This is a genomic window from Pseudomonas chaetocerotis (genome assembly GCF_015712105.2).
Lineage (GTDB): Bacteria > Pseudomonadota > Gammaproteobacteria > Pseudomonadales > Pseudomonadaceae > Aquipseudomonas > Aquipseudomonas chaetocerotis.
Window position 1 is genome coordinate 45496 of record NZ_JACFYX020000002.1, and the last position, 25325, is coordinate 70820.

General features: G+C 64.3%; 20 protein-coding genes and 1 pseudogene. 13 read left to right on the forward strand and 8 right to left on the reverse strand.

The window, feature by feature from the left end:
* Positions 1–22: 22 nt before the first annotated feature.
* The 10 genes and pseudogenes from H3221_RS04220 to H3221_RS04265 all read left to right on the forward strand — a co-directional run.
* Positions 23–859 (forward strand): annotated as a pseudogene (locus H3221_RS04220) (PA0069 family radical SAM protein); the annotation flags it as partial.
* Positions 860–999: 140 nt separating this feature from the next.
* Positions 1000–1905, forward strand: coding sequence for an AraC family transcriptional regulator (locus H3221_RS04225; protein WP_196475633.1), 906 nt, complete (start codon positions 1000–1002; stop codon positions 1903–1905).
* A 227-nt stretch (positions 1906–2132) separates the two neighbouring features.
* Positions 2133–3443, forward strand: a complete 1311-nt coding sequence (locus H3221_RS04230; RefSeq protein WP_196475632.1) for an ABC transporter substrate-binding protein — start codon at positions 2133–2135, stop codon at positions 3441–3443.
* Between the two features lie 202 nt (positions 3444–3645).
* Positions 3646–4578 carry a carbohydrate ABC transporter permease gene (locus H3221_RS04235; RefSeq protein WP_196475631.1) on the forward strand — a complete coding sequence of 311 codons (933 nt, stop codon included), beginning with the start codon at positions 3646–3648 and terminating at the stop codon, positions 4576–4578.
* Between the two features lie 274 nt (positions 4579–4852).
* A complete protein-coding gene (locus H3221_RS04240; protein ID WP_196475630.1) occupies positions 4853–5686 on the forward strand; it encodes a carbohydrate ABC transporter permease in 834 nt (277 codons plus the stop codon).
* A 15-nt stretch (positions 5687–5701) separates the two neighbouring features.
* The gene (locus H3221_RS04245; RefSeq protein ID WP_196475629.1) at positions 5702–6805 is read left to right on the forward strand and encodes an ABC transporter ATP-binding protein; all 1104 of its coding nucleotides are present in this window, start codon (positions 5702–5704) and stop codon (positions 6803–6805) included.
* Between the two features lie 26 nt (positions 6806–6831).
* Positions 6832–8307 (forward strand): mannitol dehydrogenase family protein, encoded by a 1476-nt coding sequence (locus H3221_RS04250; RefSeq protein ID WP_196475628.1) that lies wholly within the window; start codon positions 6832–6834, stop codon positions 8305–8307.
* Between the two features lie 3 nt (positions 8308–8310).
* Positions 8311–9810, forward strand: a complete 1500-nt coding sequence (gene xylB, locus H3221_RS04255) for a xylulokinase (RefSeq protein ID WP_196475627.1) — start codon at positions 8311–8313, stop codon at positions 9808–9810.
* A 29-nt stretch (positions 9811–9839) separates the two neighbouring features.
* Positions 9840–10787 carry a carbohydrate kinase family protein gene (locus H3221_RS04260; RefSeq protein WP_196475626.1) on the forward strand — a complete coding sequence of 316 codons (948 nt, stop codon included), beginning with the start codon at positions 9840–9842 and terminating at the stop codon, positions 10785–10787.
* Between the two features lie 180 nt (positions 10788–10967).
* Entirely contained in the window at positions 10968–11696 is a 729-nt protein-coding gene (locus H3221_RS04265) for a carbonic anhydrase (protein WP_160016531.1), read from the forward strand.
* A 179-nt stretch (positions 11697–11875) separates the two neighbouring features.
* Here H3221_RS04265 and H3221_RS04270 read toward each other — a convergent pair whose 3' ends face one another.
* The 4 genes from H3221_RS04270 to H3221_RS04285 all read right to left on the reverse strand — a co-directional run bounded on the left by H3221_RS04270 (position 11876) and on the right by H3221_RS04285 (position 16774).
* On the reverse strand, positions 11876–12178 hold the full coding sequence (locus tag H3221_RS04270; RefSeq protein WP_196475625.1) for a P-II family nitrogen regulator: 303 nt from the start codon (positions 12176–12178) through the stop codon (positions 11876–11878).
* Position 12179: 1 nt separating this feature from the next.
* Positions 12180–13121 (reverse strand): sodium-dependent bicarbonate transport family permease, encoded by a 942-nt coding sequence (locus tag H3221_RS04275; RefSeq protein WP_196475624.1) that lies wholly within the window; start codon positions 13119–13121, stop codon positions 12180–12182.
* 417 nt (positions 13122–13538) lie between these two features.
* Complete coding sequence (gene oadA / locus H3221_RS04280) at positions 13539–15350, reverse strand: sodium-extruding oxaloacetate decarboxylase subunit alpha (RefSeq protein ID WP_196475623.1); 1812 nt, start codon at positions 15348–15350, stop codon at positions 13539–13541.
* Positions 15351–15358: 8 nt separating this feature from the next.
* Entirely contained in the window at positions 15359–16774 is a 1416-nt protein-coding gene (locus H3221_RS04285) for an acetyl-CoA carboxylase biotin carboxylase subunit (RefSeq protein WP_106734162.1), read from the reverse strand.
* Between the two features lie 154 nt (positions 16775–16928).
* Between H3221_RS04285 and H3221_RS04290 the strand changes: the two genes are divergently transcribed.
* Together H3221_RS04290 and H3221_RS04295 are read left to right on the forward strand one after the other, a co-directional pair.
* Positions 16929–17903, forward strand: coding sequence for a LysR family transcriptional regulator (locus tag H3221_RS04290; protein WP_318011412.1), 975 nt, complete (start codon positions 16929–16931; stop codon positions 17901–17903).
* A gap of 71 nt (positions 17904–17974) precedes the next feature.
* Positions 17975–19162, forward strand: coding sequence for an XdhC family protein (locus H3221_RS04295; RefSeq protein ID WP_196475622.1), 1188 nt, complete (start codon positions 17975–17977; stop codon positions 19160–19162).
* Positions 19163–19505: 343 nt separating this feature from the next.
* Here H3221_RS04295 and H3221_RS04300 read toward each other — a convergent pair whose 3' ends face one another.
* The 4 genes from H3221_RS04300 to hexR all read right to left on the reverse strand — a co-directional run bounded on the left by H3221_RS04300 (position 19506) and on the right by hexR (position 23604).
* Entirely contained in the window at positions 19506–21743 is a 2238-nt protein-coding gene (locus H3221_RS04300; protein ID WP_196475621.1) for a xanthine dehydrogenase family protein molybdopterin-binding subunit, read from the reverse strand.
* Between the two features lie 14 nt (positions 21744–21757).
* On the reverse strand, positions 21758–22216 hold the full coding sequence (locus H3221_RS04305) for a (2Fe-2S)-binding protein (RefSeq protein WP_196475620.1): 459 nt from the start codon (positions 22214–22216) through the stop codon (positions 21758–21760).
* A 211-nt stretch (positions 22217–22427) separates the two neighbouring features.
* Positions 22428–22640 (reverse strand): PA3496 family putative envelope integrity protein, encoded by a 213-nt coding sequence (locus H3221_RS04310; protein WP_196475619.1) that lies wholly within the window; start codon positions 22638–22640, stop codon positions 22428–22430.
* Between the two features lie 97 nt (positions 22641–22737).
* Positions 22738–23604 (reverse strand): transcriptional regulator HexR, encoded by an 867-nt coding sequence (gene hexR / locus H3221_RS04315; protein WP_017676165.1) that lies wholly within the window; start codon positions 23602–23604, stop codon positions 22738–22740.
* A 268-nt stretch (positions 23605–23872) separates the two neighbouring features.
* On the opposite strand from hexR, the gene zwf reads away from it, so the two are divergent.
* A complete protein-coding gene (gene zwf, locus H3221_RS04320) occupies positions 23873–25294 on the forward strand; it encodes a glucose-6-phosphate dehydrogenase (RefSeq protein WP_224490512.1) in 1422 nt (473 codons plus the stop codon).
* Positions 25295–25325: the final 31 nt, after the last annotated feature.

Genomic DNA, 25325 nt, shown 5'->3' on the forward strand with positions numbered 1-25325 from the left:
GAGAGTGGAACCAATAACATAGCACGTCTGCATCTATTGTTTCGCCAGGCCGACTCACGCCTACTGGGACATGTCGCCAGGCATCGACTTCGAAACCCGCCTGATCGCCAAGACCAACCTGGCTGAGCGCCTCGAAGAGCAGTTGCAGAAGCCCGGCTACGTGCCGCAGCCCATCGCCCTGGGCATCAACACCGACGCCTACCAGCCCATCGAACGCGAGCAGCGCCTGACCCGCCAGGCCCTGGAAATTCTGCTGCGCTACAAGCACCCGCTGCACATCATCACCAAGGGTTCGCTGATCCTGCGCGATCTCGATCTGCTCAGCGAGCTGGCCAGCCACAACCTGGTCAGCGTGGCCTTCAGCCTGACCACCCTGGATGACGAACTGAAACGCATCATGGAGCCGCGCACCGCCGCGCCTGCGGCGCGCCTGCGTGCCATGCGCACGCTGCACGAAGCGGGTGTGCCAGTCAGCGCCATCTGCGCGCCGATGATTCCGCAGATCAACGACATGGAGCTGGAGGCGCTACTGGAAGCCGCCCGTGATTCCGGCGCCCGCTCGGCCAGTTATGTGTTGCTGCGCCTGCCGCTGGAGATCGCCGGATTGTTCGAGGAATGGCTGCAGGTGCACTTTCCGGATCGCGCCGCCCACGTCATGAGCCTGATTCGCCAGAGTCGTGGCGGCAAGCACTACGACAGCCGCTTCGGTATCCGCATGCGCGGCGAGGGCCAGTTCGCCGACCTGCTGGAGCAACGCTTTCGCCTGGCGCGGCGCAGGCTCGGCCTGGATCGACGAGGCAGCGTGGTGCTGGACTGTTCGCAGTTCTGTCCGCCAGGTGCGCAATTGAGCCTGCTCTGACTTTGCAGCGCGTCTCGATATGTTAAAACGTGGCAGGGTCCTTACGAAAAGTCTCTGGGCGAAGCGCTTTTGAACGAAGTATCACCGAGCGCAGGTATTTTTCGTACAGACCCTTCTTGAGGCATTGACCGACGACGACCATGACCCGCACATCCCGCGTAGCCGACCCCTCCTACGAACTGATGGACGACCATGAAGGCCATTCGCTGATCTACCGTCAGCACGGCTTTCCCTCGCCGCTGGTGCGCTGGCACTTCCACAAGGAGTACGAGCTGCACCTGATCGTCGCCAGCTCCGGCAAGGTGTTCATCGGCGACTACATCGGCAATTTCTCACCCCACACCCTGTTCCTCACCGGCCCTGGCCTGCCGCACAACTGGATCAGCCAGGTCGAGGAAGGCGAGGTAGTGAAAACCCGCGACATGCTGGTCAACTTCACCGATGAAGTGCTGGAGAGCGGTTCTTCGGTGTTTGCAGAGCTGAAGACCTTGCAGCCCTTGCTGGCCCGCGCCCAGTTCGGTATCGAGTTCCGCGACCCGCTGCTGATACGCGAAGCTGGCGTGCTGATGGGCAAGATCGCCAGCAGCCGCGGCATCACCCGCCTCGGGCACTTCTTCATCCTCATGGAGCTACTCGCCGGCAGCGAGGACTACCAGTTGCTATCGGCCGTGACATCCTCGGAGCTGGGCGACGAGCAGCACGTCGAGCGCATCAACCGGGCGGTGGACTACATCTTCCAGCACTACGCACAGGGCATCAGCCAGGAGGAAGTCGCCGAGCACCTGAGCATGACCACCACCTACTTTTCGCGCTTCTTCAAGCAGGCCACCGGGCGCGGCTTCGTCGAATTCGTCAATCGCCTGCGGGTGAGCAAATCCTGCGAACTGCTGAGCAAAAGCGACAAGCCAGTGACCGACGTGTGCTTCGAGTCCGGTTTCAGCAACATTTCCAACTTCAACCGCCGCTTCCAGCAGCTCAAGGGCATGACACCCTCGGGCTATCGCAAGCTCGCAGTGCAGCGCCTGACCGAGCAAAACCTGTACTGAATCGGCAGCCGTTCTCTACCCCGGCGTCACCTACACCCCTCATGCCAGAGAGTTCCACTCCCTACTCAGCCGCTTTTGTTCTGCCCGTATGGTGCAAAAAAGTATCGGCCGCTGTGCGCTCAAGGATTTGTTCGTGCAGGCCTGCGGGGGTGTAATCCGGCCCGAGCTAAACAAAAACAATAACGTTCTTCCGTAGCCGTACAGGCGCGGGAGAGGAGTTCACAAGCATGAACAACTCGATCAAAGCCCTCGTTGCAGCTTCTTGCCTGTCCCTCAGCGTGATCGCCCAGGGCGCTGAAACCCTGACCATCGCCACGGTCAATAACAGCGACATGATCCGCATGCAGCGGCTCGCCAAAACCTTCGAAGAACAGAACCCCGACATACGTCTGAAGTGGGTGGTGCTCGAGGAGAACGTGCTGCGCCAGCGCCTGACCACCGATATCGCCACCCAGGGTGGCCAGTTCGACGTGCTCACCATCGGCATGTACGAAGCGGCGCTGTGGGGCGAGAAAGGCTGGCTGGAGCCGATGACCGAGCTGCCGGCCAACTACGACCTCGACGACGTCTTCCCCTCTGTACGCGAAGGCCTTTCCGCCAAGGGCACGCTGTACGCCCTGCCGTTCTATGCCGAAGCCTCTATCACCTATTACCGCAAGGACCTGTTCGAGCAGGCCGGTCTGGAAATGCCCGAACAACCGACCTGGGAGCAGATGGCCGAATTCGCCGCCAAGTTGCACCAGCCAGACAAGGGCCAGTACGGCCTGTGCCTGCGCGGCAAGGCCGGCTGGGGCGAGAACATGGCGCTGATCACCACCCTGGCCAACGCCCATGGTGCGCGCTGGTTCAACGAGCAGTGGCAGCCTGAATTCACCGGCAGCGAATGGAAGAACGCCCTCAACTTCTACGTCGACAACATGAAGAAGTACGGCCCGCCCGGCGCCTCCAGCAATGGCTTCAACGAGAACCTGGCGCTGTTCAATAGCGGCAAGTGCGCATTGTGGGTCGATGCCAGCGTCGCCGGCTCCTTCGTCACCGACACCTCGCAGAGCAAGGTCGCCGACGCCGTCGGCTTCACCTTCGCGCCGACTCAGGTCACCGACAAGGGCGCCTCCTGGCTGTATTCCTGGGCACTGGCGATTCCCACCAGTTCCAAGTCCAAGGACGCCGCCAAGACCTTCAGCGCCTGGGCCACCTCCAAGGCCTATGCCGAGTTGGTCGCCGAGAAGGATGGCGTGGCCAACGTGCCGCCAGGTACCCGCGCCTCGACCTACAGCGATGCCTACATGCAGGCCGCGCCGTTCGCCAAGGTCACCCTGGACTCGCTGAAGAAAGCCGACCCGGCACACCCCAGCGCCAAGCCGGTGCCTTACGTGGGCATCCAGTTGGTGACCATCCCCGAGTTCCAGGCCATCGGCACCAGCGTCGGCAAGCTGTTCACCGCCGCGCTCACCGGGCAGATGCAACCGGAGCAGGCCCTGCAGGCCGCACAGCAGAGCACCGAACGGGAAATGAAGCGCGCCGGGTATCCGAAGTAACACCACCAGGATCGCTCCCACGCTCTACGCGGGAGCGCATGTGAGGACGCTCCGCGTCCGCTGACTCGGTGCCACAGGACGCAGAGCACCACAGGATGCATTCCAACGCGGAGCGTAGGAACGAGTAGAACGGTGGGCTGAAGCCCACCCTACCGGCCGCCACTCGCGTTACGCCACCACCCATCCCGCCCTCGGAGGCATGATGAATTCTCCGGTCATCGATACCCCCGCCGCGCAGGCCAGCACGCCGGTGGCGCGCAAGCCCCGACGCCTGGCGCCCAGCTGGTTTCTGGTCAGCCCTTCGGTCGCCCTGCTGCTGATCTGGATGATCGTACCGCTGGGCATGACTGTCTATTTCTCGCTGATCCGCTACAACCTGTTGTACCCCGGCGAGAACGATTTCGTCGGCCTGGAGAACTTCGAATACTTCGTCACCGACGCGGCCTTTCTTTCCGGCGCCGGCAATACCGTGCTGCTGGTAGGCAGCGTGCTGCTGATCAGCGTGGTGTTCGGCGTGCTGATCTCCGCCCTGCTGGAAGCCAGCGAGTTTTTCGGCCGGGGCATCGTGCGGGTGCTGCTGATCTCGCCGTTCTTCATCATGCCCACGGTCAGTGCACTGCTGTGGAAGAACCTGATTTTCCATCCGGTATCGGGGATTCTCGCCGCCATCTGGCAGTACTTCGGCGCCCAGCCGGTGGACTGGCTGGCGCACCACCCGCTGTTCTCGATCATCATGATCGTGTCCTGGCAGTGGCTGCCGTTCGCCATCCTGATCCTGATGACCGCCATGCAGTCACTCGATCAGGAGCAGAAGGAAGCCGCGCGCCTGGACGGCGCCGGCCCCATTGCCATCTTCTGGCACCTGACCCTGCCGCACCTGGCGCGGCCAATTGCCGTGGTGGTGATGATCGAGACCATCTTCCTGCTCTCGGTATTCGCCGAGATCTACACCACCACCAGCGGCGGTCCCGGCTACGAGTCGACCAACCTCGCCTACCTGATCTACACCCAGGCGCTGCTGCAGTTCGACGTCGGCATGGCCTCGGCGGGCGGGCTGATCGCGGTGGTCATCGCCAACATCGCTGCCATCGTGCTGATCCGCATGATCGGCAAGAACCTGACCGACAAGCCGTGAGGGCGGAAGGGTCTGCCCCCGTTTCGTCGCAGCCGCGACGGAGCCAGTTTTTGCGCGGAGTTAGGCGCGAGGAGAGAGATTTGGTTATTCCAAATGAACGACGAGTAACGACACGCCGCGCAAAAACCGGCCCGTCCCGAAGGGTTGCGCGTCAAATTGCGCCAGGCGTTGTTGCAGAACTTGGCAAGGGAGGCGCCATTACCGGCGTTCTGCGCCTAGCCTGGCGCAATTTGACGCAGCAACGCGGCTCACGACGAAACGGGGGCAGACCCTCATGCTGACGCTGAAACAATCCCGTCGCCTGCAGAGCCTGATCATCGGCGTCCTGGCCTGGGCGATCGCCGCGCTGATCTTCTTCCCGATCTTCTGGATGGTGCTGACCAGCCTGAAGACCGAGATCGACGCCTTCGCCACGCCGCCGCAGTTCATCTTCACCCCGACGCTGGAGAACTACCTGCACATCAACGAGCGCAGCGACTACGTCGCCTTCGCCTGGAACTCGGTGCTGATCTCAGTATCCGCGACGCTGCTGTGCATGCTCCTTGCCGTACCGGCCGCCTACTCCATGGCCTTCTTCGAAACGCGCCACACCAAGCGCACGCTGCTGTGGATGCTGTCGACCAAGATGCTGCCGCCGGTCGGCGTGCTGGTGCCGATCTACCTGCTGGCCAAGCAGTTCGGCCTGCTCGACTCACGCCTGGCGCTGATCATCATCTACACCCTGATCAACCTGCCGATCATCGTGTGGATGGTGTACACCTACTTCAAGGACATCCCCGTGGACATCCTCGAAGCGGCGCGCCTCGACGGCGCCACCACCTGGCAGGAAATCGTCCGCGTGCTGCTGCCGATCGCTCGTGGCGGCCTGGCTTCGACCATGTTGCTGTCGCTGATCCTGTGCTGGAACGAGGCGTTCTGGTCGCTCAACCTGACCAGCTCCGCCGCCGCTCCGCTGACCGCCCTGGTGGCCTCCTATTCCAGCCCCGAAGGTCTGTTCTGGGCCAAGCTCTCCGCCGTATCGACCCTGGCCTGCGCGCCCATCCTGATCGTCGGCTGGATCAGCCAAAAACAACTGGTACGCGGCCTGTCCTTCGGCGCGGTGAAATAACGGGAGACGTTCGACATGGCTGATCTGAAGATCCGCAATCTGCAAAAAGGCTTCGATGGCACGGCAATTATCCAGGGCGTCGACCTGGACATCCGCGACCGCGAGTTCGTGGTCTTCGTCGGCCCCTCGGGCTGCGGCAAATCCACCCTGCTGCGCCTGATCGCCGGGCTTGAGGAGGTCAGCAGCGGCCATATCGAACTCGACGGCCAGGACATCACAGACATGGCGCCGGCCAGGCGCGACCTGGCCATGGTGTTCCAGACCTACGCGCTGTACCCGCATATGACCGTGCGCAAGAACCTGTCCTTCGCCCTCGACCTGGCCCGGGTGGGCAAGCAGGAGATCGAGGCCAAGGTCGCCAACGCCGCGCGCATCCTGCAGTTGGAGGCGCTGCTCGAACGCAAGCCCAAGCAGCTCTCCGGTGGCCAGCGTCAGCGCGTGGCCATCGGCCGCGCCATCGTGCGCAACCCGAAGATCTTCCTGTTCGACGAGCCGCTGTCCAACCTCGACGCCGCCCTGCGCGTGCAAACCCGCCTGGAGCTGGCGCGGCTGCACAAGGATCTGCAGGCGACCATGATCTACGTGACCCACGATCAGGTCGAAGCCATGACCCTGGCCGACAAGGTGGTGGTGCTCAATGGCGGGCGCGTCGAGCAGGTCGGCTCACCACTGGAGCTGTATCACCACCCGGCCAATCTGTTCGTCGCCGGCTTTCTCGGCACGCCGAAGATGGGCTTTCTGCGCGGCACCCTGCACAGGGTCGAGGCCGACAGCTGCGATGTGCAACTGGAGTGCGGCACGCACCTGACGCTGCCGCAGTCTGCCGCCGGCCTCAGCGTCGGCAGCACGGTGACCCTGGGCGTACGCCCGGAACACCTCAACGTGGTCAGCACCGGCGCGGGCCGCATGCAAGTGAGCGCCGACGTCAGCGAGCGCCTGGGCAGCGACACCTTCTGCCATGTGCGCTGCACCTCGGGCGAGATGCTCACGGTGCGCGTACGCGGCGACTTCGCGCCGCGTTATGGCGAAGCCCTGACCCTGGATTTCGACACGGCGCACTGCCACCTCTTCGACGCCGATGGCCAAGCCGTCGCCAAACCACTGCAGCAGGCCGCCTGACGCCGCTCCACCATGGGATGTTCCAGATGAAACTCAATCGCCAGCAGCTTTCCCGGCTTGGCGGCGCCGTCGCGCTACCCAGCTACACCGCGGAGATGATCCGCACCGGCATCGCCCATTTCGGCGTCGGCGGCTTTCACCGCGCCCACCAGGCGGTCTACACCGACGCCCTGATGAACCAGGGCCTGGCGCTGGACTGGGGTATCTGCGGGGTCGGCGTGCGCAGTGAGGACCGCGCCATGCGCGATGCCCTGGCCAGCCAGGATTACCTCTACACCCTGGTCGAGCTGGGCGACGAGCCGAACCTGCCGGTGCGGGTGATCGGTGCGGTCAACGACATGCTGCTGGCCGAAGAGTCGCCGCAGGCACTGATCGACAAGTTGGCCGACCCGGCGATTCGCATCGTCTCGCTGACCATAACCGAGGGTGGTTACTGCATCGACGACAGCAGCGGCGAATTTCTCGCCGAACTGCCAGCCATTCAGCACGACCTGCGCCACCCGGAAGCGCCGCAAAGCGTGTTCGGTTTTCTCTGCGCCGCCCTGGCCAAACGTCGCGCCGCCGGCATTCCGGCTTTCACCCTGATGTCCTGCGATAACCTGCCACACAACGGCGATGTCACGCGCAAGGCGTTGCTGGCCTTCGCCCACCTGGCCAATCATGAGCTGGCCACCTGGATCGACCAGCACGTGAGCTTTCCCAACGCCATGGTCGACCGCATCACGCCGATGACCAGCGCTGTCCATCGTCAGCAACTGGCCGAGCAGCATGGCGTCGACGACGCCTGGCCGGTGGTCTGCGAGCCCTTCGTGCAATGGGTGCTGGAAGACAAGTTCGTCAGCGGCCGCCCGGCCTGGGAAGAGGTCGGCGTGCAGTTCACCGATGACGTCACGCCCTACGAGGAGATGAAGATCAAGCTGCTCAATGGCAGCCACCTGGCGCTGACCTACCTGGGCTTTCTCAAGGGCTATCGCTTCGTCCACGAGGCCATGAACGACCCACTGATGCGCCAGTACGTGCGCACCTTCATGGACCTCGAGGTGACGCCGCAGCTGGCGCCAGTGCCGGGCATCGACCTGAGCACCTACAAGGACACGCTGATCGAACGCTTCTCCAATCAGGCCATCGCCGACCAGTTGGAGCGGGTCTGCTCGGATGGCTCGTCGAAGTTTCCCAAGTTCATCGTGCCCACCCTCAACCGCCTGATCGAGGACGGTCGACCGCTGGAACGCGTGGCGCTGGTGGTCGCAGCCTGGGCGCTGTACCTCAAGGGCGTCGACGAGAACGGCACGCGCTATCGCATCCCCGATCCGCGCGCCGAGTTCTGCCAGGCACTGGTGGCCGACGACGACAAGGTGTGTGAGCGGGTACTGGGCGTCGAGGCGATCTTTGGCACGGCCATCCCGCAGTCGGCGGCATTCGTCGCCGCCTTCGAGCTGTGTTACGACAGCCTGCGCAAGCTCGGCGTGACGCGCACCCTGCAGACCCTGCTGGGCGATTGAGCCATGTACCTCGGTATCGATTGCGGTACCCAGGGCACCAAGGCCCTGGTGCTGGACACCGGCAGCGGCCAGGTGCTCGGCGCCGGCAGCGCCAGCCATACCCTGCAGAGCGGCGCCAATGGACGCCGCGAGCAACAGCCGCAGCAATGGCTGGACGCCTTCGAGCAGGCGACCCGCCAGGCGCTGGCGGCTGCGGGCATCAGCGGCGAGCGGATTCTCGGCATCGGCGTCTCCGGCCAGCAGCACGGCCTGGTGCTGCTCGATGAACAGGGCGCGGTGCTGCGCCCGGCCAAACTCTGGTGCGACACCGAGTCGACCCCGGAGAACCAGCGCCTGCTCGATCATCTCCGCGGCGAGGCCGGTTCGCTGCAACGCCTGGGTGTGGCCATCGCGCCCGGTTACACGGTGTCCAAGCTACTCTGGACCCAGGAGCAGCACCCCGACGTATTCGCCAGAATCGCACATATCCTGCTGCCGCACGACTACCTCAACCACTGGCTCACCGGCCACGCCTGCAGCGAGTACGGCGACGCCTCTGGCACCGGTTATTTCAACGTGCGCACACGCAGCTGGGACCGCGAACTGCTGAACTTCATCGACCCCAGCGGACGCCTGCAACGCGCGTTGCCGCATTTGTTGGAAGCGGATCAGCCGGTGGGCCAAATCCGTCCGCAGATTGCCCGCCAGCTTGGACTCAACCCGAATGCCATGGTGGCCAGCGGCGGCGGCGACAACATGATGGGCGCCATCGGCACCGGCAATATCCGCCCGGGCGCGATCACCATGAGCCTGGGTACCTCCGGCACGCTCTACGCCTACAGCGATCAGCCGATGATCAGCCCGCATCCGCAGGTGGCGACCTTCTGCTCGTCATCCGGCGGCTGGCTGCCACTGATCTGCACCATGAACCTGACCAGCGCCACCGGGCTGATCCAACAACTGCTGGAGCTGGACGTCCAGGCCTTCGGCGAGCTGGTCGAACAGTCGCCCATCGGCTCCGAGGGCCTGCTCATGCTGCCGTTCTTCAACGGCGAACGGGTGCCGGCCCTGCCTCGCTCGCGCGCCAGCCTGCTGGGCATGGACAGCGATAACCTGACCCGCGCCAACCTGTGCCGGGCGGTGGTCGAGGGCACCAGTTTCGGCCTGCGCTACGGCCTCGACCTGCTGCGCACCAGCGGCCTGCAGAGCCAGACCATCCGCCTGGTCGGCGGCGCGGCGAAGAGCCCGGTGTGGCGCCAGGTGATTGCCGACATCATGGGCACGCCACTGGTCTGCCCGCAGCACACCGAAGCCGCCGCGCTGGGCGCCGCGATCCAGGCCGCCTGGTGCCTGACGCCAGGAGCGGATCGCCAGGCGCAGCTGGCCGAACTGTGCGAGCGTTGCGTGCACCTCGATGCCAGCACGCAAACCCAGCCGGACCCGGCGCGCACGGCGCAGTACGAAATGGTCTATCAACGCTACCGCGAGCAGGTCAGCCTGCTGACCGAGCGCAAACCGGCGTGAGAACGTCACCACTCTAAATGGAGAAGAACATGTACCTGGTCTGTGGCGAAGCATTGTTCGACGTGTTCATCCGGAGTGACGGCGCGCGTGGCAACGAGCTGGCCTTCAAGGCCATCGCCGGTGGCTCGCCGTTCAACGTGGCGCTGGGCCTTCGCCGCATGGGCGCCGACTCGGCGCTGTTCACCGGGATTTCCTCGGACAGTCTCGGCCAGCACCTGCGCCAGGTGCTGCGTGACGAGGGTGTGAGTGATGCCTACCTGATCGCCAGCGATGCGCCGACCACCCTGGCGATGGTAGGCCTGGACGCTGCCGGCTCGCCGCAGTATTCCTTCCGTGGCGAAGGCTGCGCCGACCGCCAATTGCTCGCCGAGCACCTGCCGACACTGGATGCAGGGGTGCGCGGCCTGCACGTCGGCTCCTTCTCTCTGGTGGTGGAGCCGGTGGCCAGCACGCTACTGCAACTGGTGCAGCGTGAACACCGGCAGCGCCTGATCAGCCTCGACCCCAACGTGCGTCTCGGCCCTGCGCCGGATATCGCCCACTGGCGCGAGCGCGTCGAGACCTTCGCCAGCTACGCGCATCTGATCAAGGTCAGCGAAGAGGATCTGCAGCTGTTGTACCCCGGGCGCGACCCACAGCAGGTTGCGGCATGCTGGCTCAACCAGCGCTGCCAACTGGTGTTTCTCACCCATGGCAGCAAGGGCGCCAGCGTCCACAGCCGCCACGGGCACTGGTCGGCGCCAGCTGTGGAGGTACACACCCACGACACCGTCGGTGCTGGCGATACCTTTCAGGCCGCGCTGCTCAGTTACCTGGCACGGCACAATCTGGACAGCCCCGAGGCGCTGGCGAGCCTGAACCGCGAGCAGATCGACGCCATGCTGCACCTGGCCATCGAGGCTGCCGCACTGACCTGCTCGCGGGTCGGCCCCGACCTGCCCTACCTGCATGAGCTGGAGCGGCAGAGCGCGCGCTGACCCAGCCACCCCTCGCTGCATCACCTGGCAGCGGCACAGCCTCCCTGTGCGCCGAGGCGAATGGCCCGAAACCGCCGGTTGTCGCTCAGCTCGCTGGAGGCGACACTTGGTGTGTGACTCGCACAGCGCAGCGACTGTCGTTCTAGCAGCGTATTTTCAGATAACCCAGAGGTTCAGGGCATGCCTTACAAACATCAGGTGATTCCGCTTCAGGTCCACGAGGGCAACGAAACCGCCGAGCAGGCGCTGCACAGCATCGTCGATGGCTTCAAGCGCTTTCGCAACGAGGTCTTCCCGCAGCAGGAAGAACTGTTCAAGAAGCTCGCCACCGCCCAGAACCCACGCGCCATGTTCATCACCTGCGCCGACTCGCGCGTGGTGCCGGAGCTGATCACCCAGAGCTCGCCTGGCGACCTGTTCGTCAACCGCAACGTCGGTAACGTGGTGCCGGCCTACGGGCAGATGATGGGCGGCGTCTCCACCGCCATCGAGTACGCGGTGATGGCCCTGGGCGTGCAACACATCGTCATCTGCGGCCACTCCGACTGCGGCGCGATGAAGGCGGTGCTCAACCCGGCCTCACTGGAAACCATGCCCACTGTAAAAGCCTGGCTACGTCATGCCGAGGTGGCGCGCAGCGTAGTGGCAGAGAACTGCAACTGCAGCGACGACAAGGAAGCCCTGAGCGTACTCACCGAAGAGAACGTGGTGGCGCAGCTCAACCACCTGTGTACCCACCCGTCGGTCGCGGCCAAACTGGCGCGCGGCCAACTGTTCATTCATGGCTGGGTGTATGACATCGAAACCAGCCAGATCAAGGCCTACGATGCAGAGTTGGGCAGCTTCCTGCCGCTCGACGGCGACAAGATTCCAATGGCGACGCCACGCGCACGTTTTCCACAGAGCTGAAAGCCCTTGCAGGGTGGCCGCGCACCGAGCCTCACCCGGTCGCGGCTAAAGTCCCTCCCACAAAACGCACCGTGAACGTGGGAAGGACTTTAGGCCGTAGGGTGCGCCGCGCGCACCAGACTCCCCCCGATCACGGCTAACCTGGGCGGGTGCGCATAGCGCACCCTACCAGGGATCAGTCAGAACTTCTCCCCACGCAGCACTTCCACCTGCGCCAGGTAGCAGACCATGGCGAAGTGGTCGTAGTAGCGGGCCTGCAGATGCTCGGCGATGCGCTCGGCCAGCTCGCGGTTGCAGATGATTTCCAGACGGATATTGCCCTCGGTGTCCCAACCGGCGCTGCGCACGCCTCGGTGTCCACGGCCCCGGGCGTCGGACACGGTCCAGCCGGGTGCGCCGAGCGCTTCAAGATCGGCCAGCAGACGCTTCTCCAGCGCCGCCTCGCAGATCACGGTAAGCAGGGTGCGGCTATGTGCGTTCATCTCAGAACCCCCAGGCGATCAGTCGTTCGGCCAGCGCCAGGTACAGCGGAATGCCGATCAGGATATTGAATGGGAAGGTGATGCCCAGCGAGGCGGTCAGCGACAGCGACGGGTTAGCCTCGGGCAAGGCCAGGCGCATGGCCGCCGGCACCGCGATATAGGACGCCGAGGCCGCGAGCGTGGCAAGCATCGCCGTGCCGCCCAGGCTCAGGCCCATGAAGCGTGCCAGCAAGGCGCCGATCAACGCACCGAGTAGCGGCATCAGCAGGGCGAAGGCCGCCAGACGCACACCGAACTGCTTAAGCGCACCGAGCTGGCCGGAGGCGATCAGGCCCATCTCCAGCAGGAAGAACGCCAGCACCGGCTTGAACATGCTGGTGTAAAGCGGCTCCAGCGGCTTGATCGCCTCCTTGCCGGCGATGGCGCCGATCACCAGGCCGCCGAGCAACAGCATGATGCTCTTGCCGAGAAAGATCTCGCGGCCCAGTTCGCCCCAGTGCGTCTCGCGCGAAATGCCCTTGGCCAGAACGATACCGACCAGGATCGCCGGAATCTCCAGGATGGCCACGAACAGCGGCATGTAACTCTCGAACTCGATACCCTTGGCCAGCATGTAGGCCACCACCACGGCGAAGGTACCGGCACTGACCGAACCGTAGTGCGCCGCCACCGCCGCAGCGTTGACGCGGTCGAAGCGCAGGCTGCGCAGCAGGACGAACGCCAGGATCGGCAGCAGCACGCCGAGCGCCAGCACCAGCGCCGACTGACCGAGCAGCTGCAGGCTGGCCTGCTGTGCCAGCTCCACACCGCCGTGCAGACCGATGGCCAGCAAGAGAATGATCGACAGCGTCTCGTACAGCGCCGCCGGCAGCTTCAGCTCACTCTTGAGCAGGCCGGCGACCAGGCCGAAGACGAAAAACAGCACCACCGGATCCAGACCCACCTCAGTTCACCTCCCCTGCTTCTCAGGGTGCGCTGTGCACACCTGCCACTGTTCACCACCCGCCCCGGTGCGCACGGCGCACCCCACCCGGACGGCCACGTACACGCAAAGGAAAGGGCCATGCCCAGGCACAGGGCAGTGCTGATCGCCCTGCTTTGCCTCGCCACGAAGGCGAAGCGCCGGGGCATGGCCGGAAAGCTTAGCCGGCATACCCGGCTGCCCCCGCGCTGGCGAGTAGCACAAACGCCGTTAGCGTTTTGCGCGGGGCCACCGAGGGGTGAAGCACATGGATGTGCCGTACAAAAAAGGGAGCCTCGCGGCCCCGGGGACAAACCTGCGCCGTGGCGCTGAATAAAAAAGGAGCCCGGGTTACGCCCCGTCAAACTTGCCCATCCAACAGGCCGGGCTCCATAGAGGTTAACCTTCGATTTCCACCAGTACTTCGCCCGGATTGACGCGGTCGCCCTTGGCCACGTGAACGGCCTTGACGGTACCGGCAATCGGCGCCTGCACTTCGGTTTCCATCTTCATTGCTTCGGTGATCAGCACCGCCTGACCAGCCTTGACCATGTCACCTTCCTTGACCAGCACATCGACGATGTTGCCCGGCATGGTGGTGGACACGTCGCCCGGTGCACCGGCCTGCTTGCGCTTGCCAGCGGCGCCTGCGACGTATTCATTGAGCGCCTCGAACACCACTTCTTCCGGCATGCCGTCGATGGACAGATAGAAGTGGCGCTTGCCGTCGCCCTTGACGCCCACACCGGTAATGTCCACGCGGTAGCTTTCGCCATGCACGTCGACCACGAACTCGGTCGGCACGCCTTCACCACCCACCGGCGCGGCCTTGCCCTGGCCATTCGGCACGGGCAGTAACTCTTCCGGCTTGAGGGTGCCGGCCGCACGCTCCTCGAGGAACTTGCGCCCGATATCGGGGAACATGGCGAAGGTCAGCACGTCCTCTTCGGACTTGGCCAGGCTGCCGATCTCTTCACGCAGGCGAGCCAGCTCGGGCTTGAGCAGATCGGCCGGGCGCACGTCGATCACTTCCTCGCTGCCGATGGCCTGCTTGCGCAGTTGCTCGTCGACCTTGCCCGGTGCCTTGCCGTAACGCCCTTGCAGGTAAAGCTTCACTTCGTTGGTGATGGTCTTGTAGCGCTCGCCGGCCAGCACGTTGAAGAAGGCCTGGGTGCCGACAATCTGCGAGGTCGGTGTCACCAGCGGTGGGAAGCCGAGGTCGGCACGCACGCGCGGGATCTCTTCCAGTACTTCGTTCATGCGGTTCAGCGCACCCTGCTCCTTGAGCTGGTTGGCCAGGTTGGAAATCATCCCGCCCGGCACCTGGTTGACCTGCACGCGGGTATCCACGCCGGTGAACTCGCTCTCGAACTGGTGGTACTTCTTGCGCACGGCATGGAAGTACATGCCGATCTCCTGGATCAGCTCCAGGTCGAGGCCGGTGTCGAACTCGCTGCCCTTGAGCGCGGCGACCATCGACTCGGTACCCGGATGGCTGGTGCCCCAGGCCAGGCTGGAGATAGCGGTGTCGATATGGTCGGCACCCGCTTCGATGGCCTTGAGCTGGCACATCGAACCGAGACCGGCCGTATCGTGGCTATGGATGAATACTGGCAGATCCACTTCGCTCTTCAGCGCCTTGACCAGTGCGAAGGTGGCGTACGGCGTGAGCAGACCGGCCATGTCCTTGATCGCGATGGAGTCGATGCCCATCGCCTGCATGGCCTTGGCCTGGGCAACGAACGCCTCGGTGGTATGCACCGGGCTGGTGGTGTAGGCGATGGTGCCCTGGGCGTGCTTGCCGGCAGCCTTCACTGCCTCGATGGCCACGCGCAGGTTACGCACGTCGTTCATCGCGTCGAAGATGCGAAACACGTCGATGCCATTGACCGCCGCCTTGGCCACGAACGCCTTGACCACATCATCGCTGTAGTGGCGGTAGCCGAGCAGGTTCTGCCCGCGCAGAAGCATCTGCAGGCGGGTGTTGGGCAGCGCCGCCTTGAGCTGGCGCAGGCGCTCCCACGGATCTTCCTTGAGGAAGCGCACGCACGAGTCGAAGGTGGCGCCACCCCAGACTTCCAGCGACCAGTAGCCGACGCGGTCGAGCTTGTCGCAGATCGGCAGCATGTCCTCGGTGCGCATGCGCGTGGCCAGCAGCGACTGGTGGGCATCGCGCAGGACGGTATCGGTAACGGTGATCTTCTTGCTCATGATGTCCCCTACAGGCCCGCGTGGGCAGCGATGGCGGTGGCGATGGCGATGGCCAGGTGCGACGGGTTGCGCTTGATCGAGTACTGGGTCAGTTCCGGGTGGCTTTCGACGAAGCTGGTGTTGAACTGGCCGCTACGGAATTCCGGGTTACGCAGGATTTCCTGGTAATAGGGCGCGGTGGTCCGCACGCCCTGCACACGCATGTCGTCCAGCGCGCGCAGGCCACGGTCCATCGCCTCTTCCCAGGTCAGCGCCCAGACGATCAGCTTCAGGCACATCGAGTCGTAATAAGGCGGAATGGTGTAGCCGGTATAGATCGCCGTATCGGTGCGTACGCCGGGGCCGCCGGGCGCGTAGTAACGGGTGATCTTGCCGAACGAGGGCAGGAAGTTGTTCTTCGGGTCCTCGGCATTGATGCGGAACTGCAGGGCATAACCGCGGTGGATGATGTCTTCCTGCTTGACCGACAGTGGCAGGCCGCTGGCGATGCGGATCTGCTCGCGAACGATGTCGATGCCGGTGATTTCCTCGGTGATGGTGTGCTCCACCTGCACCCGAGTGTTCATTTCCATGAAGTACACCTCGCCTTCGGCGAGCAGGAACTCCACGGTACCGGCGTTCTCGTAGCCCACGGCCTGCGCAGCGCGCACGGCCAGGTCGCCGATGTAGGCACGCTGCTCGGGGGTGAGCTGCGGGCTGGGGGCGATTTCGATGAGCTTCTGGTTGCGGCGCTGGATCGAGCAATCGCGCTCGTACAGGTGCACGGTGTTACCGAAGCTGTCGGCGAGGATCTGCGCCTCGATGTGCTTCGGATTGACGATGCATTTTTCCAGGAAGACTTCCGCGCTGCCGAAGGCCTTGGTCGCCTCGGAGATGACGCGCGGGTACGCCTGCTCCAGCTCCTCGCGGCTGTTGCAGCGACGAATGCCGCGACCGCCACCACCGGAGGTGGCCTTGAGCATCACCGGGTAACCGATGCGCTCGGCTTCGCGCAGGGCCTCAGCCAGGTCAGCGACGTTGCCCTCGGTGCCCGGGGTGCAGGGCACACCAGCGGCCATCATGCTGCGGCGGGCTTCGGTCTTGTCGCCCATGCGGCGGATGACTTCCGCACTCGGACCTATGAACTTGATACCGCGTTCGGCGCATATCTCTGCAAGCTCGGCATTTTCGGAAAGAAAACCGTAACCGGGATGCAGCGCGTCGCAACCGGTTTCCACGGCCAGATTGACCAGCTTGCGCGGGTTCAGATAGCCGGCCAGCGGATCTTCGCCAATGCTGTGCGCCTCGTCGGCACGCTTCACATGCAGGGCATGACGGTCCGCATCGGAGTAGATCGCTACCGAGCGGATACCCATCTCGGCGCAGGCCCGCACGATGCGGACGGCGATCTCACCACGGTTGGCGATCAGTATTTTTCTTATCACGATCCAATCCTCAGCGCAGAGCTGCAAGGGCCGCTGCAACAGTTGGTTGCAAACGTGATGAAACCCTATCCGGCTATACGAATTAACAAAAATGAATAATTATTTGATCGTGCATAAGTAATTACTTATGCATTGATCGAACGAGGACGAAACCGTGCGTAAAACCCTGCTGCGCATGACCTTGCGCCAGCTTCAGGTATTCCGTGCCGTGTGCGAGCACGGCTCCTACAGCCGCGCGGCCGAGGAAATGGCGCTGACCCAGCCCGCCGTCAGCCTGCAGATTCGTCAGCTGGAGGAGCTGGTCGGCCAGCCGCTGTTCGAGTACGTCGGCAAGAAGCTCTACCTGACCGAAGCCGCCGACGCACTCAAACGCGCCAGCAGCGATATCTTCGGCCGCCTGGAAAGCCTGGACATGCAGCTGTCTGACCTGCAGGGCTCACTGCAGGGGCAGCTCAACCTGTGCGTGGAATCCAGCGCGAAATATTTCATTCCCCACCTTTTCGCCGAATTTCGCCGCCAATACCCGGAAGTCAGTCTGAATCTCACGGTGGTCAATCACGCGCTGGTGGTGCGTCGCCTGACCCAGAGCCGCGACGACCTGATGATCATGAGCCAGGTGCCGCAGGACATGGCGCTGGACTTCATGCCCTTCCTCAACAACCCCATCATTGCCGTGGTGCCACCGGATCATCCCCTGTGCGAGGCGGACAGCCTGCAGTTGCACGACCTCACGCCCTACCCGCTGCTGATTCGCGAAAGCGGCTCGGGGACCCGCCGCGCCTGTGAGGAGTACTGCCATCAGAAACGTGCGCACTTCCCGAATACCCTGGAAATCGGTTCGCTGGAATCGCAGCGCGAGGCGGTACTGGCCGGACTCGGCATCGCCCTGCTGCCGCGTCATGCCGTGCGCCTGGAATTGCAGCATGGCCTGCTGCGTGAACTGCCGGTGGCCGAGCTGCCATTGCAGCGCAGTTGGTGCGTGGTGAATATCCGTGGCAGGCGCCTGTCGCCAGTGGCGCAGGCCTTCGTCGACTTCATCCGCACCGAGCGCGCGCAAATCGTCAAACTGGCCGAACGCTTCCAGCCCAGCCACGCAGGATCGGGCAAGAATCTCGCAGGATCGGCCTAACCCTTCTTAACTGGCATACGGGACATTGGCAGCCTGGGATCGCTCCACCAAAACCTGCCTGGGAGAAATCAATGCTGTCGGGAATCAGCGCCCTGCTCGGCGCCCTTCGCGCGCTCGAACGCGACAACGGCCAGGCCGTGCTCGCCACCGTGGTCAAGGTCGAAGGCTCAGCCTATCGCCGCCCCGGCGCGCGCATGCTGATCCCGCTCTACGGCGGCACCGTGGGCACCATCAGCGGCGGTTGCCTGGAGTCCGAGGTGGCGAAGAAGGCCTGGTGGCTGACCGATGGCGGCGAAGCCGTGATCCGTCGCTACAGCACCGCCACTCAGGACGACGATGACGATCAGGATGCCGCACTGACCTTCGGGCTCGGCTGCAACGGCACCGTGTATGTACTGCTCGAGCGCCACAGCGCGGAAAAACCGCTGGCCGTGCTCGAACTGCTGCGCCAGGTGCGTGAGAGCGGCCAGGCGGGGGCGGTCGCCACGGTGATCTGCAGTTATCGCAACGCCCGTGTGCGTGTGGGTGAGCGCCTGTTGCTGCATCCATCGCTAAGCGACAATGGCCGCCTGCTCGATCCCGCGCTCGACGCCGAGGTGCGCGCCGACCTGCAGCGAACGCTGGCCACGGGCCGATCGTCACTGCGCAACTACCGCGATGAGCGTGGCGAGATCGAGGTGTTCTGCGAGTACCTGGCGCCGCAGCGGCGGCTGGTGATCTTCGGCGCCGGGCATGACGCACAGCCGCTGACGCATATGGCCAAGGTGCTGGACTGGCACGTCACCGTGGTCGATGGCCGCGCCCATTTCGCCCGCGCCGAACGTTTTCCTGATGCCGACGCCGTACTGCAGGTCGATGCCCGGCCACCCTACGACCTGCACGCGCTCACCGACGGCGCGATGGTGGCGATCATGAGTCACAGCTACAGCCAGGATCGTCATTGGCTGGGCAACGTACTGCAGGGCGCGCCGGCTTACATCGGCCAACTGGGGCCGCGCGACCGTACCGAACGCCTGCTGGACGAGATTCGCCAGCACAGCGAACAACTACCGGCGCTGGAACGGCTGCACTATCCGATTGGCCTGGACATCGGCGGCGACACACCGGAAAGCGTGGCCACGGCGATTCTCGCCGAGATGACCGCCGCCATTAACCTGCGCGCAGGCGGCATGCTCAAGCACCGCCAGGCGGCGATCCATACGCCAACGCCGCTGGACTGCAGCGATATCGAACCCGCGGCCAGACTGACCGCCTCCTGAGCAGCGATAGAGCAGGTGGACAAGCTTCGCGTTGTCCACCCTACGTACTGACCACGGTTGGTGGGCTAAAGCCCACCCTACGGCCTGCAATCCCTCCAGCTCAATTACATCCACTCCACCGCCGAACTCAGACTGGCAGGGTGGGCTTCAGCCCACCACGGCTGGCGGGCCAACGCGGATCGCTGCCCCCACGAGCTGAGTTTGATCCACCTACAGGAGCGAACGGCGGCGCCCCGCTTGATTCGCGCTACCACCGCAGCCCGGATGCAAGCCGGGAAAACCAGCCTCCATAAACGCAAACGCCCGGGATAACCCCGGGCGTTCGTGTTTCCAGTATCGTCCGTCAGGCCTTGATTTGCGCCGGGAACGGCAGCTTGCGCAGACGCACGCCAGTGGCCGCGAACAGGGCGTTGGCCAACGCTGGCGCCAGCGGCGGTACGCCCGGCTCACCGACACCGGTCGGATTCGCCGCCGACGGTACGATATGTACCTCGACCTTGGGCATTTCGTTCAGGCGCAACACCTGGAAGTCGTGGAAGTTCGACTGCTCGACCCGCCCTTCCTTCAAAGTGATCGCGCTGTGCCGGGCGGCCGCCAGGGCGAAGCCGATACCGCCCTCCATCTGCGCCTTGATCACGTCCGGGTTGATGGCGATGCCGCAGTCCACCGCGCACACCACGCGATCCAGACGGTAGCTGCCATCAGCCTTCACCGTGACTTCGGCCACCTGCGCCACGAACGAACCAAACGACTCGTGCACGGCAATGCCACGCCCGCGTTTCTCGCCCTCGGCACCCGCCGCCAGCGGCTTGTCCCAGCCGGCTTGTTTGGCGGCCAGCTCCAGCGCACCGCGATGACGCGGATGACTGTCCAGCAACGCATGGCGGAAGGCGTAAGGGTCCTGGCCTGCAGCGACGGCGGCCTCGTCGATCATGGTTTCAGCGACGTAGCCGGTGTGGGTATGGCCGACCGAGCGCCACCAGAGCACCGGCACCTTGATATGGGTCGGCGTGCTCAGTTCCACCTGCAGGTTGGGCACCGCGTAGGACAGGTTGGAGATCCCCTCCACCGAGGTGTGGTCGATCCCGTCCTTGACCAGGAACGGCTCCATCGAGGTGCCGGCGATGATCGACTGACCAACGATACGGTTGTGCCAGGCCTGCAGCTTGCCGGCTTCATCCAGGCCAATGCGCACGCGGTGCAGGTACAACGGCCGGAAGGAACCGCCACGGGTATCGTCCTCGCGCGTCCAGACCATTTTCACCGGGGCATCCACGCCCTTGTCGCGCGCCGCCTTGGTAATCGCCACCGCCTCCAGCAGGTAGTCCGACACCGAGCTGGCGCGACGACCGAAGCTGCCGCCTGCATACAGTTGGGTCAGCGAAACCTGCTCGGGCGTCAGGCCCAGATAGCTGCTGATGATGGCCTGGTCGACGGTCTGGAACTGCTCGCCGTTCCAGATTTCGCAGCGGTCATTGGACAGCTTCACCAGGCAGTTCATCGGCTCCATCGCCGCGTGGGCCAGATAAGGAAACTCGTACTCGGCCTCGACGGTTTTCGCCGCCCGGGCCAACGCCGCATCGGCGTCGCCTTTGCTCGCTGCTGGCAGGCCTGGCTTGCTGGCGCTGTCGCGGTACTGCGCAAAAATCTCCTCGCTACCCAGAGTGAAGGCCTGGCTCTCGTCCCACTCGATCACCAGCGCATCACGACCCTGCCGCGCCGCCCAGGTGTTCTTCGCCAACACGGCGACACCGGAACGACCGTGGGGCAGATCGCGAAACTCCACCACCTCGACCACATCACGCACGGCTTTTGCCTTGCTACTGTCGACCGAACGCGGCACGCCCCCGAAACGAGGCGGATAGGCGACCATGGCCACCAGCATGCCCGGCAGCTTGAAGTCCTGGGTGAAGATGGCGCTGCCATCGGTCTTGCCCGGGCTGTCCTTGCGGCGCAGCTCGCGTTTGCCGATCAGCTTGAAGTCCTTGGGGTCCTTGAGTTGCACCTGCTCCGGCACCGGCAGTGACGCCGCCGCCTCGACCAGTTCACCGAAGCCGGCGCTACGGCCTGAGCCCGCGTGACTGACCACGCCCTGACTGACGCTGATTTCACCGGCCGGCACGCCCCAGCGCTGTGCAGCGGCAGCCACCAGCATGGCCTTGGCGGTCGCACCGGCATTGCGCATCTGCTCCCATGAGTTGGCCATGGCGGTGCTGCCGCCAGTGCCCTGCATGGGGCCGAAGGCGAGGTTGTTGTAGCGCTTGGCGTCGGCCGGCGCACCTTCGACGCGCACCTTGTCCCAGTCGGCATCCAGCTCTTCGGCGAGCAAGGTGGCCAGGCCGGTGTAGCTGCCCTGGCCCATTTCCAGGTGTTTGGCCAGCACGGTCACGGTGCCGTCGAGGTCGATACGGACGAAGGCGTTCGGCTCCAGCGGGCCGCCGGCCGCCAGCGCGTCCGTACCGCGGATCAGCGGTGCGAAGAAGATGCCCAGCGCCAGGCCACCTGCCCCCTTGAGCAGGGTGCGACGACTGACATTGAGGATGCCGCGAGTGGCGCTATCGGGGGTTTCGATCTTGCCCATGTCTATGCGCCTCCTCAGGCCAGTTTGCCGGCAGCTTCGTGAATGGCGGCACGAATCCGCACATAGGTGGCGCAGCGACAGATGTTGCCGCTCATAGCCGCATCGATATCGGCATCGCTCGGCGCCTTGTTGCTGCTCAGCAGCGCTGTCGCTGCCATGATCTGCCCGGACTGACAGTAGCCGCACTGCACCACGTCCAGTTGCCGCCAGGCTTCCTGCACCACCTTGCCCACGGCGTCTTCGCCGACCGCTTCGATGGTGCTGATGCGCTTGCCAACCACCGCCGATACCGGGGTTACGCAGGAGCGGGTCGGCTGGCCTTCTACGTTCACCGTACAGGCGCCGCACAGGGCCATGCCACAGCCGTACTTGGTGCCAGTGAGATTGGCGACGTCGCGCAATGCCCAGAGCAGCGGCATGTCAGCGGCCACGTCCAGCTCGTGGTCCTGGCCATTGAGATTCAGGGTAATCATGGTCTGCCCACCTTGTTCTGATGGTGTCTGATAGTTCCGGCATGGCGTGCCGGTGGTCACGGTCAACCCCGCACACAGGGGGCCAGATCACCACTGTAGTGGGCGCAAAACCTGCTGTCGCCGCCGATCACCGAGATCGGCAGAACCGGGCAATAAGTTCGTAGAATCGGGCAAGCTCAATGCCCTGCCCGCAGGCAGGGCAACAAGAAAGTCAGGCGGCGCGGCGCGAATCAGCTTCGGCGTGCGGGAGGTAGCTGGCAGAAATCAGCTCGGGGAAGTCGGCAAGCTCGCGTTGCAGCTGGCACTGCTCGGCATAGTGCTCGATGGCCCGGCGATAGGCCATACGGCGCTGGTCTTGCAGTTTGCGCCGGGTCTTGGCGTCAGGTTGGTCGTGCAGTTGCGCGTCATCGAAGATACGAGGCATCTCGGTTCTCCCGGAACGAGGACTGGAGGCCTCAGCTTGTTCCGCGAAGATGACGCTTTGACGGCGTGAAGATGAACAGGCGGTGAACCCGTTTCTCTCAATCCTCGGTGTTGCGCAGCGACTTCGGCGAAAGGCGCAAGCTGCGCAGGCTGCGCTTGACGCTCTTGAGGTGGTTGACCAGGCTCGGCCCGCGCGCCATGGCCACGCCCATGGCCAGCACGTCGATCACCACCAGGTGGGCGATGCGCGAAGTCAGCGGGGTGTAGATCTCGGTATCTTCCTGTACGTCGATGGCCAGGTTGACGGTCGACAGCTCCGCCAGCGGTGTCTGGCTAGGGCACAGGGTGATCAGGCTGGCGCCAGACTCACGCACCAGGTTGGCGGTGATCAGCAGGTCCTTGGAGCGGCCGGACTGGGAAATGCACACCGCCACGTCGCCCGGCTGCAGGGTCACCGCACTCATCGCCTGCATGTGCGGGTCGGAATAGGCCGCGGCGTTGAGCAGCAGGCGGAAGAATTTGTGCTGGGCATCGGCAGCCACCGCGCCGGACGCACCGAAGCCATAGAACTCCACGCGCTGAGCCTTCGAGCAGGCGGCGATGGCGCGCTGCAACGCCTCGGGGTCGAGCTTCTCGCGCACTTCCATCAGCGTATGCAGGGTGGTGTCGAAGATCTTCAGACTGAAGTCGGCGACCGAGTCATCCTCGTGAATCGCGAACTGACCGAAGCTGGCCCCGGCGGCCAGGCTCTGCGCCAGCTTCAGCTTGAGGTCCTGGAAGCCGCTGCAACCGATGGCACGGCAAAAACGCACGATGGTCGGCTCGCTGATGCCGACGCTGTGCGCCAGCTCGGCCATGGAGCTGTGCATCACTGATGCAGGATCGAGCAAGACGTGATCGGCCACCTTGAGCTCGGACTTGCGCAGGAGGTGGCGCGACTGGGCGATGTGTTGCAACAGATTCACGGAGATAGGCTCTATGCAGAAAAGGGTCTACCGCGGCACTCGGCGAGTCATGGCTCGGTTATGATCGGCGGTCGGCGGTTGTAGTGACCTTGTAGTTATACTACATAGCCCGCGCCCGCGCACAGCCAAGCGGCTGCCAATTCGCTGAACGAACTTTCCGGCAGAGGGGCGCACCCGATCTTTTCACTGCCTCTTTGCTGCAAACGCAGGTAGCGTGCAACGGCCTGCCACAACGAGTCGGAGTCTTCCCTTGAGCATCCCCTGCGACATGCTGGTCTTCGGTGGTACGGGCGACCTGGCCCTGCACAAGCTGCTGCCAGCGCTCTATCACCTGCACCGCGAAGGACGCCTGCACGCCGATGTGCGCATCCTCGCCCTGGCCCGAAGCAGCCACAGCCGCGAAGCCTACCAGGCGCTGGCCGAGCGTCACTGCCGCGCTCAGGTGGCGCGCGCCGATTTTGCCAACGAGACCTGGGCCAGCTTCGCCGCACGCCTCGACTACTTCGCCATGGACGCTGCGCAGAGCGCCGACTTCGGCCGCCTGGCCAAACGCCTGGGGCGTGATGACGCGCGCGTACGGGTCTACTACCTGGCCACCGCGCCAAGCCTGTTCGAGGACATCGCCGCACACCTGGCCAACGCCGGCCTGGCAGGCCCGGCGGCGCGCATCGTGCTGGAAAAGCCCATTGGCCACTCGCTGGAATCGGCCCGTGCGATCAACACCGCCATCGGCGCCGTGTTCGACGAAGCGCGGGTGTTTCGCATCGATCACTACCTGGGCAAGGAAACCGTGCAGAATCTCATGGCACTGCGCTTCGCCAACGCCCTGTTCGAGCCGGTATGGCGCGCCGGGCATATCGATCACGTGCAGATCAGCGTGTGCGAAACCCTTGGTGTGGAGAACCGCGGCGGCTACTACGACAAAGCCGGCGCCATGCGCGACATGATCCAGAATCACCTGCTGCAACTGCTCTGCCTGGTGGCCATGGAGGCGCCGGTGCGTTTCGACGCCGAGGCGGTGCGCAACGAAAAAGTGAAGATCCTCGAAGCACTGAAGCCCATCTCCGGCCTCGACGTGCAGGACAAGACCGTGCGCGGCCAGTACACCGCCGGCAAGATCGGTGGCCATGACGTGCCCGCCTACTACTTCGAGAAGAACGTCGACAATGACAGCGACACCGAAACCTTCGTCGCCGTGCAGGTCGAGATCGACAACTGGCGCTGGGCTGGCGTGCCCTTCTACCTGCGCACCGGCAAACGCCTGGCGAAGAAGGCCTCGGAAATTCTCATCCAGTTCAAGCCGGTCCCGCACCGCCTGTTCCACGAAGGCGAAGCCAACCAGTTGCTGATCCGCCTGCAACCGGAAGAGCGCATCAGCCTGCAACTGATGGCCAAGAATCCCGGCAAGGGCATGCACCTCAAACCGGTGGAGCTGGATCTCAACCTCGCCAACGCCTTCAACCAGCAACGTCGCTGGGACGCCTACGAGCGCCTTCTGCTCGATGTGATCGACGGTGATTCGACGCTGTTCATGCGCCGCGATGAAGTGGAGGCGGCCTGGCAGTGGGTCGATCCGATCCTGCAGGGCTGGCACCAGCACTACCAGAGCCCGCGCCCCTACCCGGCCGGCAGCGACGGCCCGGAGCAGTTGCAACACCTGCTGGAACGTCACGGCCGGCACTGGGCCTGAAGGCGTAGCCCGGATGCAAACCGGGGGCTTT

What these genes read in the sequence shown, in the direction of transcription:
- H3221_RS04270 (WP_196475625.1), bottom strand. Translation starts at nt 12,178, where the DNA reads ATGAACGCACATAGCCGCACCCTGCTTACCGTGATCTGCGAGGCGGCG.
- oadA (WP_196475623.1), bottom strand. Translation starts at nt 15,350, where the DNA reads ATGAGCAAGAAGATCACCGTTACCGATACCGTCCTGCGCGATGCCCAC.
- H3221_RS04225 (WP_196475633.1), top strand. Translation starts at nt 1,000, where the DNA reads ATGACCCGCACATCCCGCGTAGCCGACCCCTCCTACGAACTGATGGAC.
- xylB (WP_196475627.1), top strand. Translation starts at nt 8,311, where the DNA reads ATGTACCTCGGTATCGATTGCGGTACCCAGGGCACCAAGGCCCTGGTG.
- H3221_RS04240 (WP_196475630.1), top strand. Translation starts at nt 4,853, where the DNA reads ATGCTGACGCTGAAACAATCCCGTCGCCTGCAGAGCCTGATCATCGGC.
- H3221_RS04230 (WP_196475632.1), top strand. Translation starts at nt 2,133, where the DNA reads ATGAACAACTCGATCAAAGCCCTCGTTGCAGCTTCTTGCCTGTCCCTC.
- H3221_RS04305 (WP_196475620.1), bottom strand. Translation starts at nt 22,216, where the DNA reads ATGATTACCCTGAATCTCAATGGCCAGGACCACGAGCTGGACGTGGCC.
- H3221_RS04245 (WP_196475629.1), top strand. Translation starts at nt 5,702, where the DNA reads ATGGCTGATCTGAAGATCCGCAATCTGCAAAAAGGCTTCGATGGCACG.
- zwf (WP_224490512.1), top strand. Translation starts at nt 23,873, where the DNA reads ATGCTGGTCTTCGGTGGTACGGGCGACCTGGCCCTGCACAAGCTGCTG.
- H3221_RS04250 (WP_196475628.1), top strand. Translation starts at nt 6,832, where the DNA reads ATGAAACTCAATCGCCAGCAGCTTTCCCGGCTTGGCGGCGCCGTCGCG.
- H3221_RS04235 (WP_196475631.1), top strand. Translation starts at nt 3,646, where the DNA reads ATGAATTCTCCGGTCATCGATACCCCCGCCGCGCAGGCCAGCACGCCG.
- H3221_RS04260 (WP_196475626.1), top strand. Translation starts at nt 9,840, where the DNA reads ATGTACCTGGTCTGTGGCGAAGCATTGTTCGACGTGTTCATCCGGAGT.
- H3221_RS04265 (WP_160016531.1), top strand. Translation starts at nt 10,968, where the DNA reads ATGCCTTACAAACATCAGGTGATTCCGCTTCAGGTCCACGAGGGCAAC.
- H3221_RS04300 (WP_196475621.1), bottom strand. Translation starts at nt 21,743, where the DNA reads ATGGGCAAGATCGAAACCCCCGATAGCGCCACTCGCGGCATCCTCAAT.
- H3221_RS04295 (WP_196475622.1), top strand. Translation starts at nt 17,975, where the DNA reads ATGCTGTCGGGAATCAGCGCCCTGCTCGGCGCCCTTCGCGCGCTCGAA.
- H3221_RS04310 (WP_196475619.1), bottom strand. Translation starts at nt 22,640, where the DNA reads ATGCCTCGTATCTTCGATGACGCGCAACTGCACGACCAACCTGACGCC.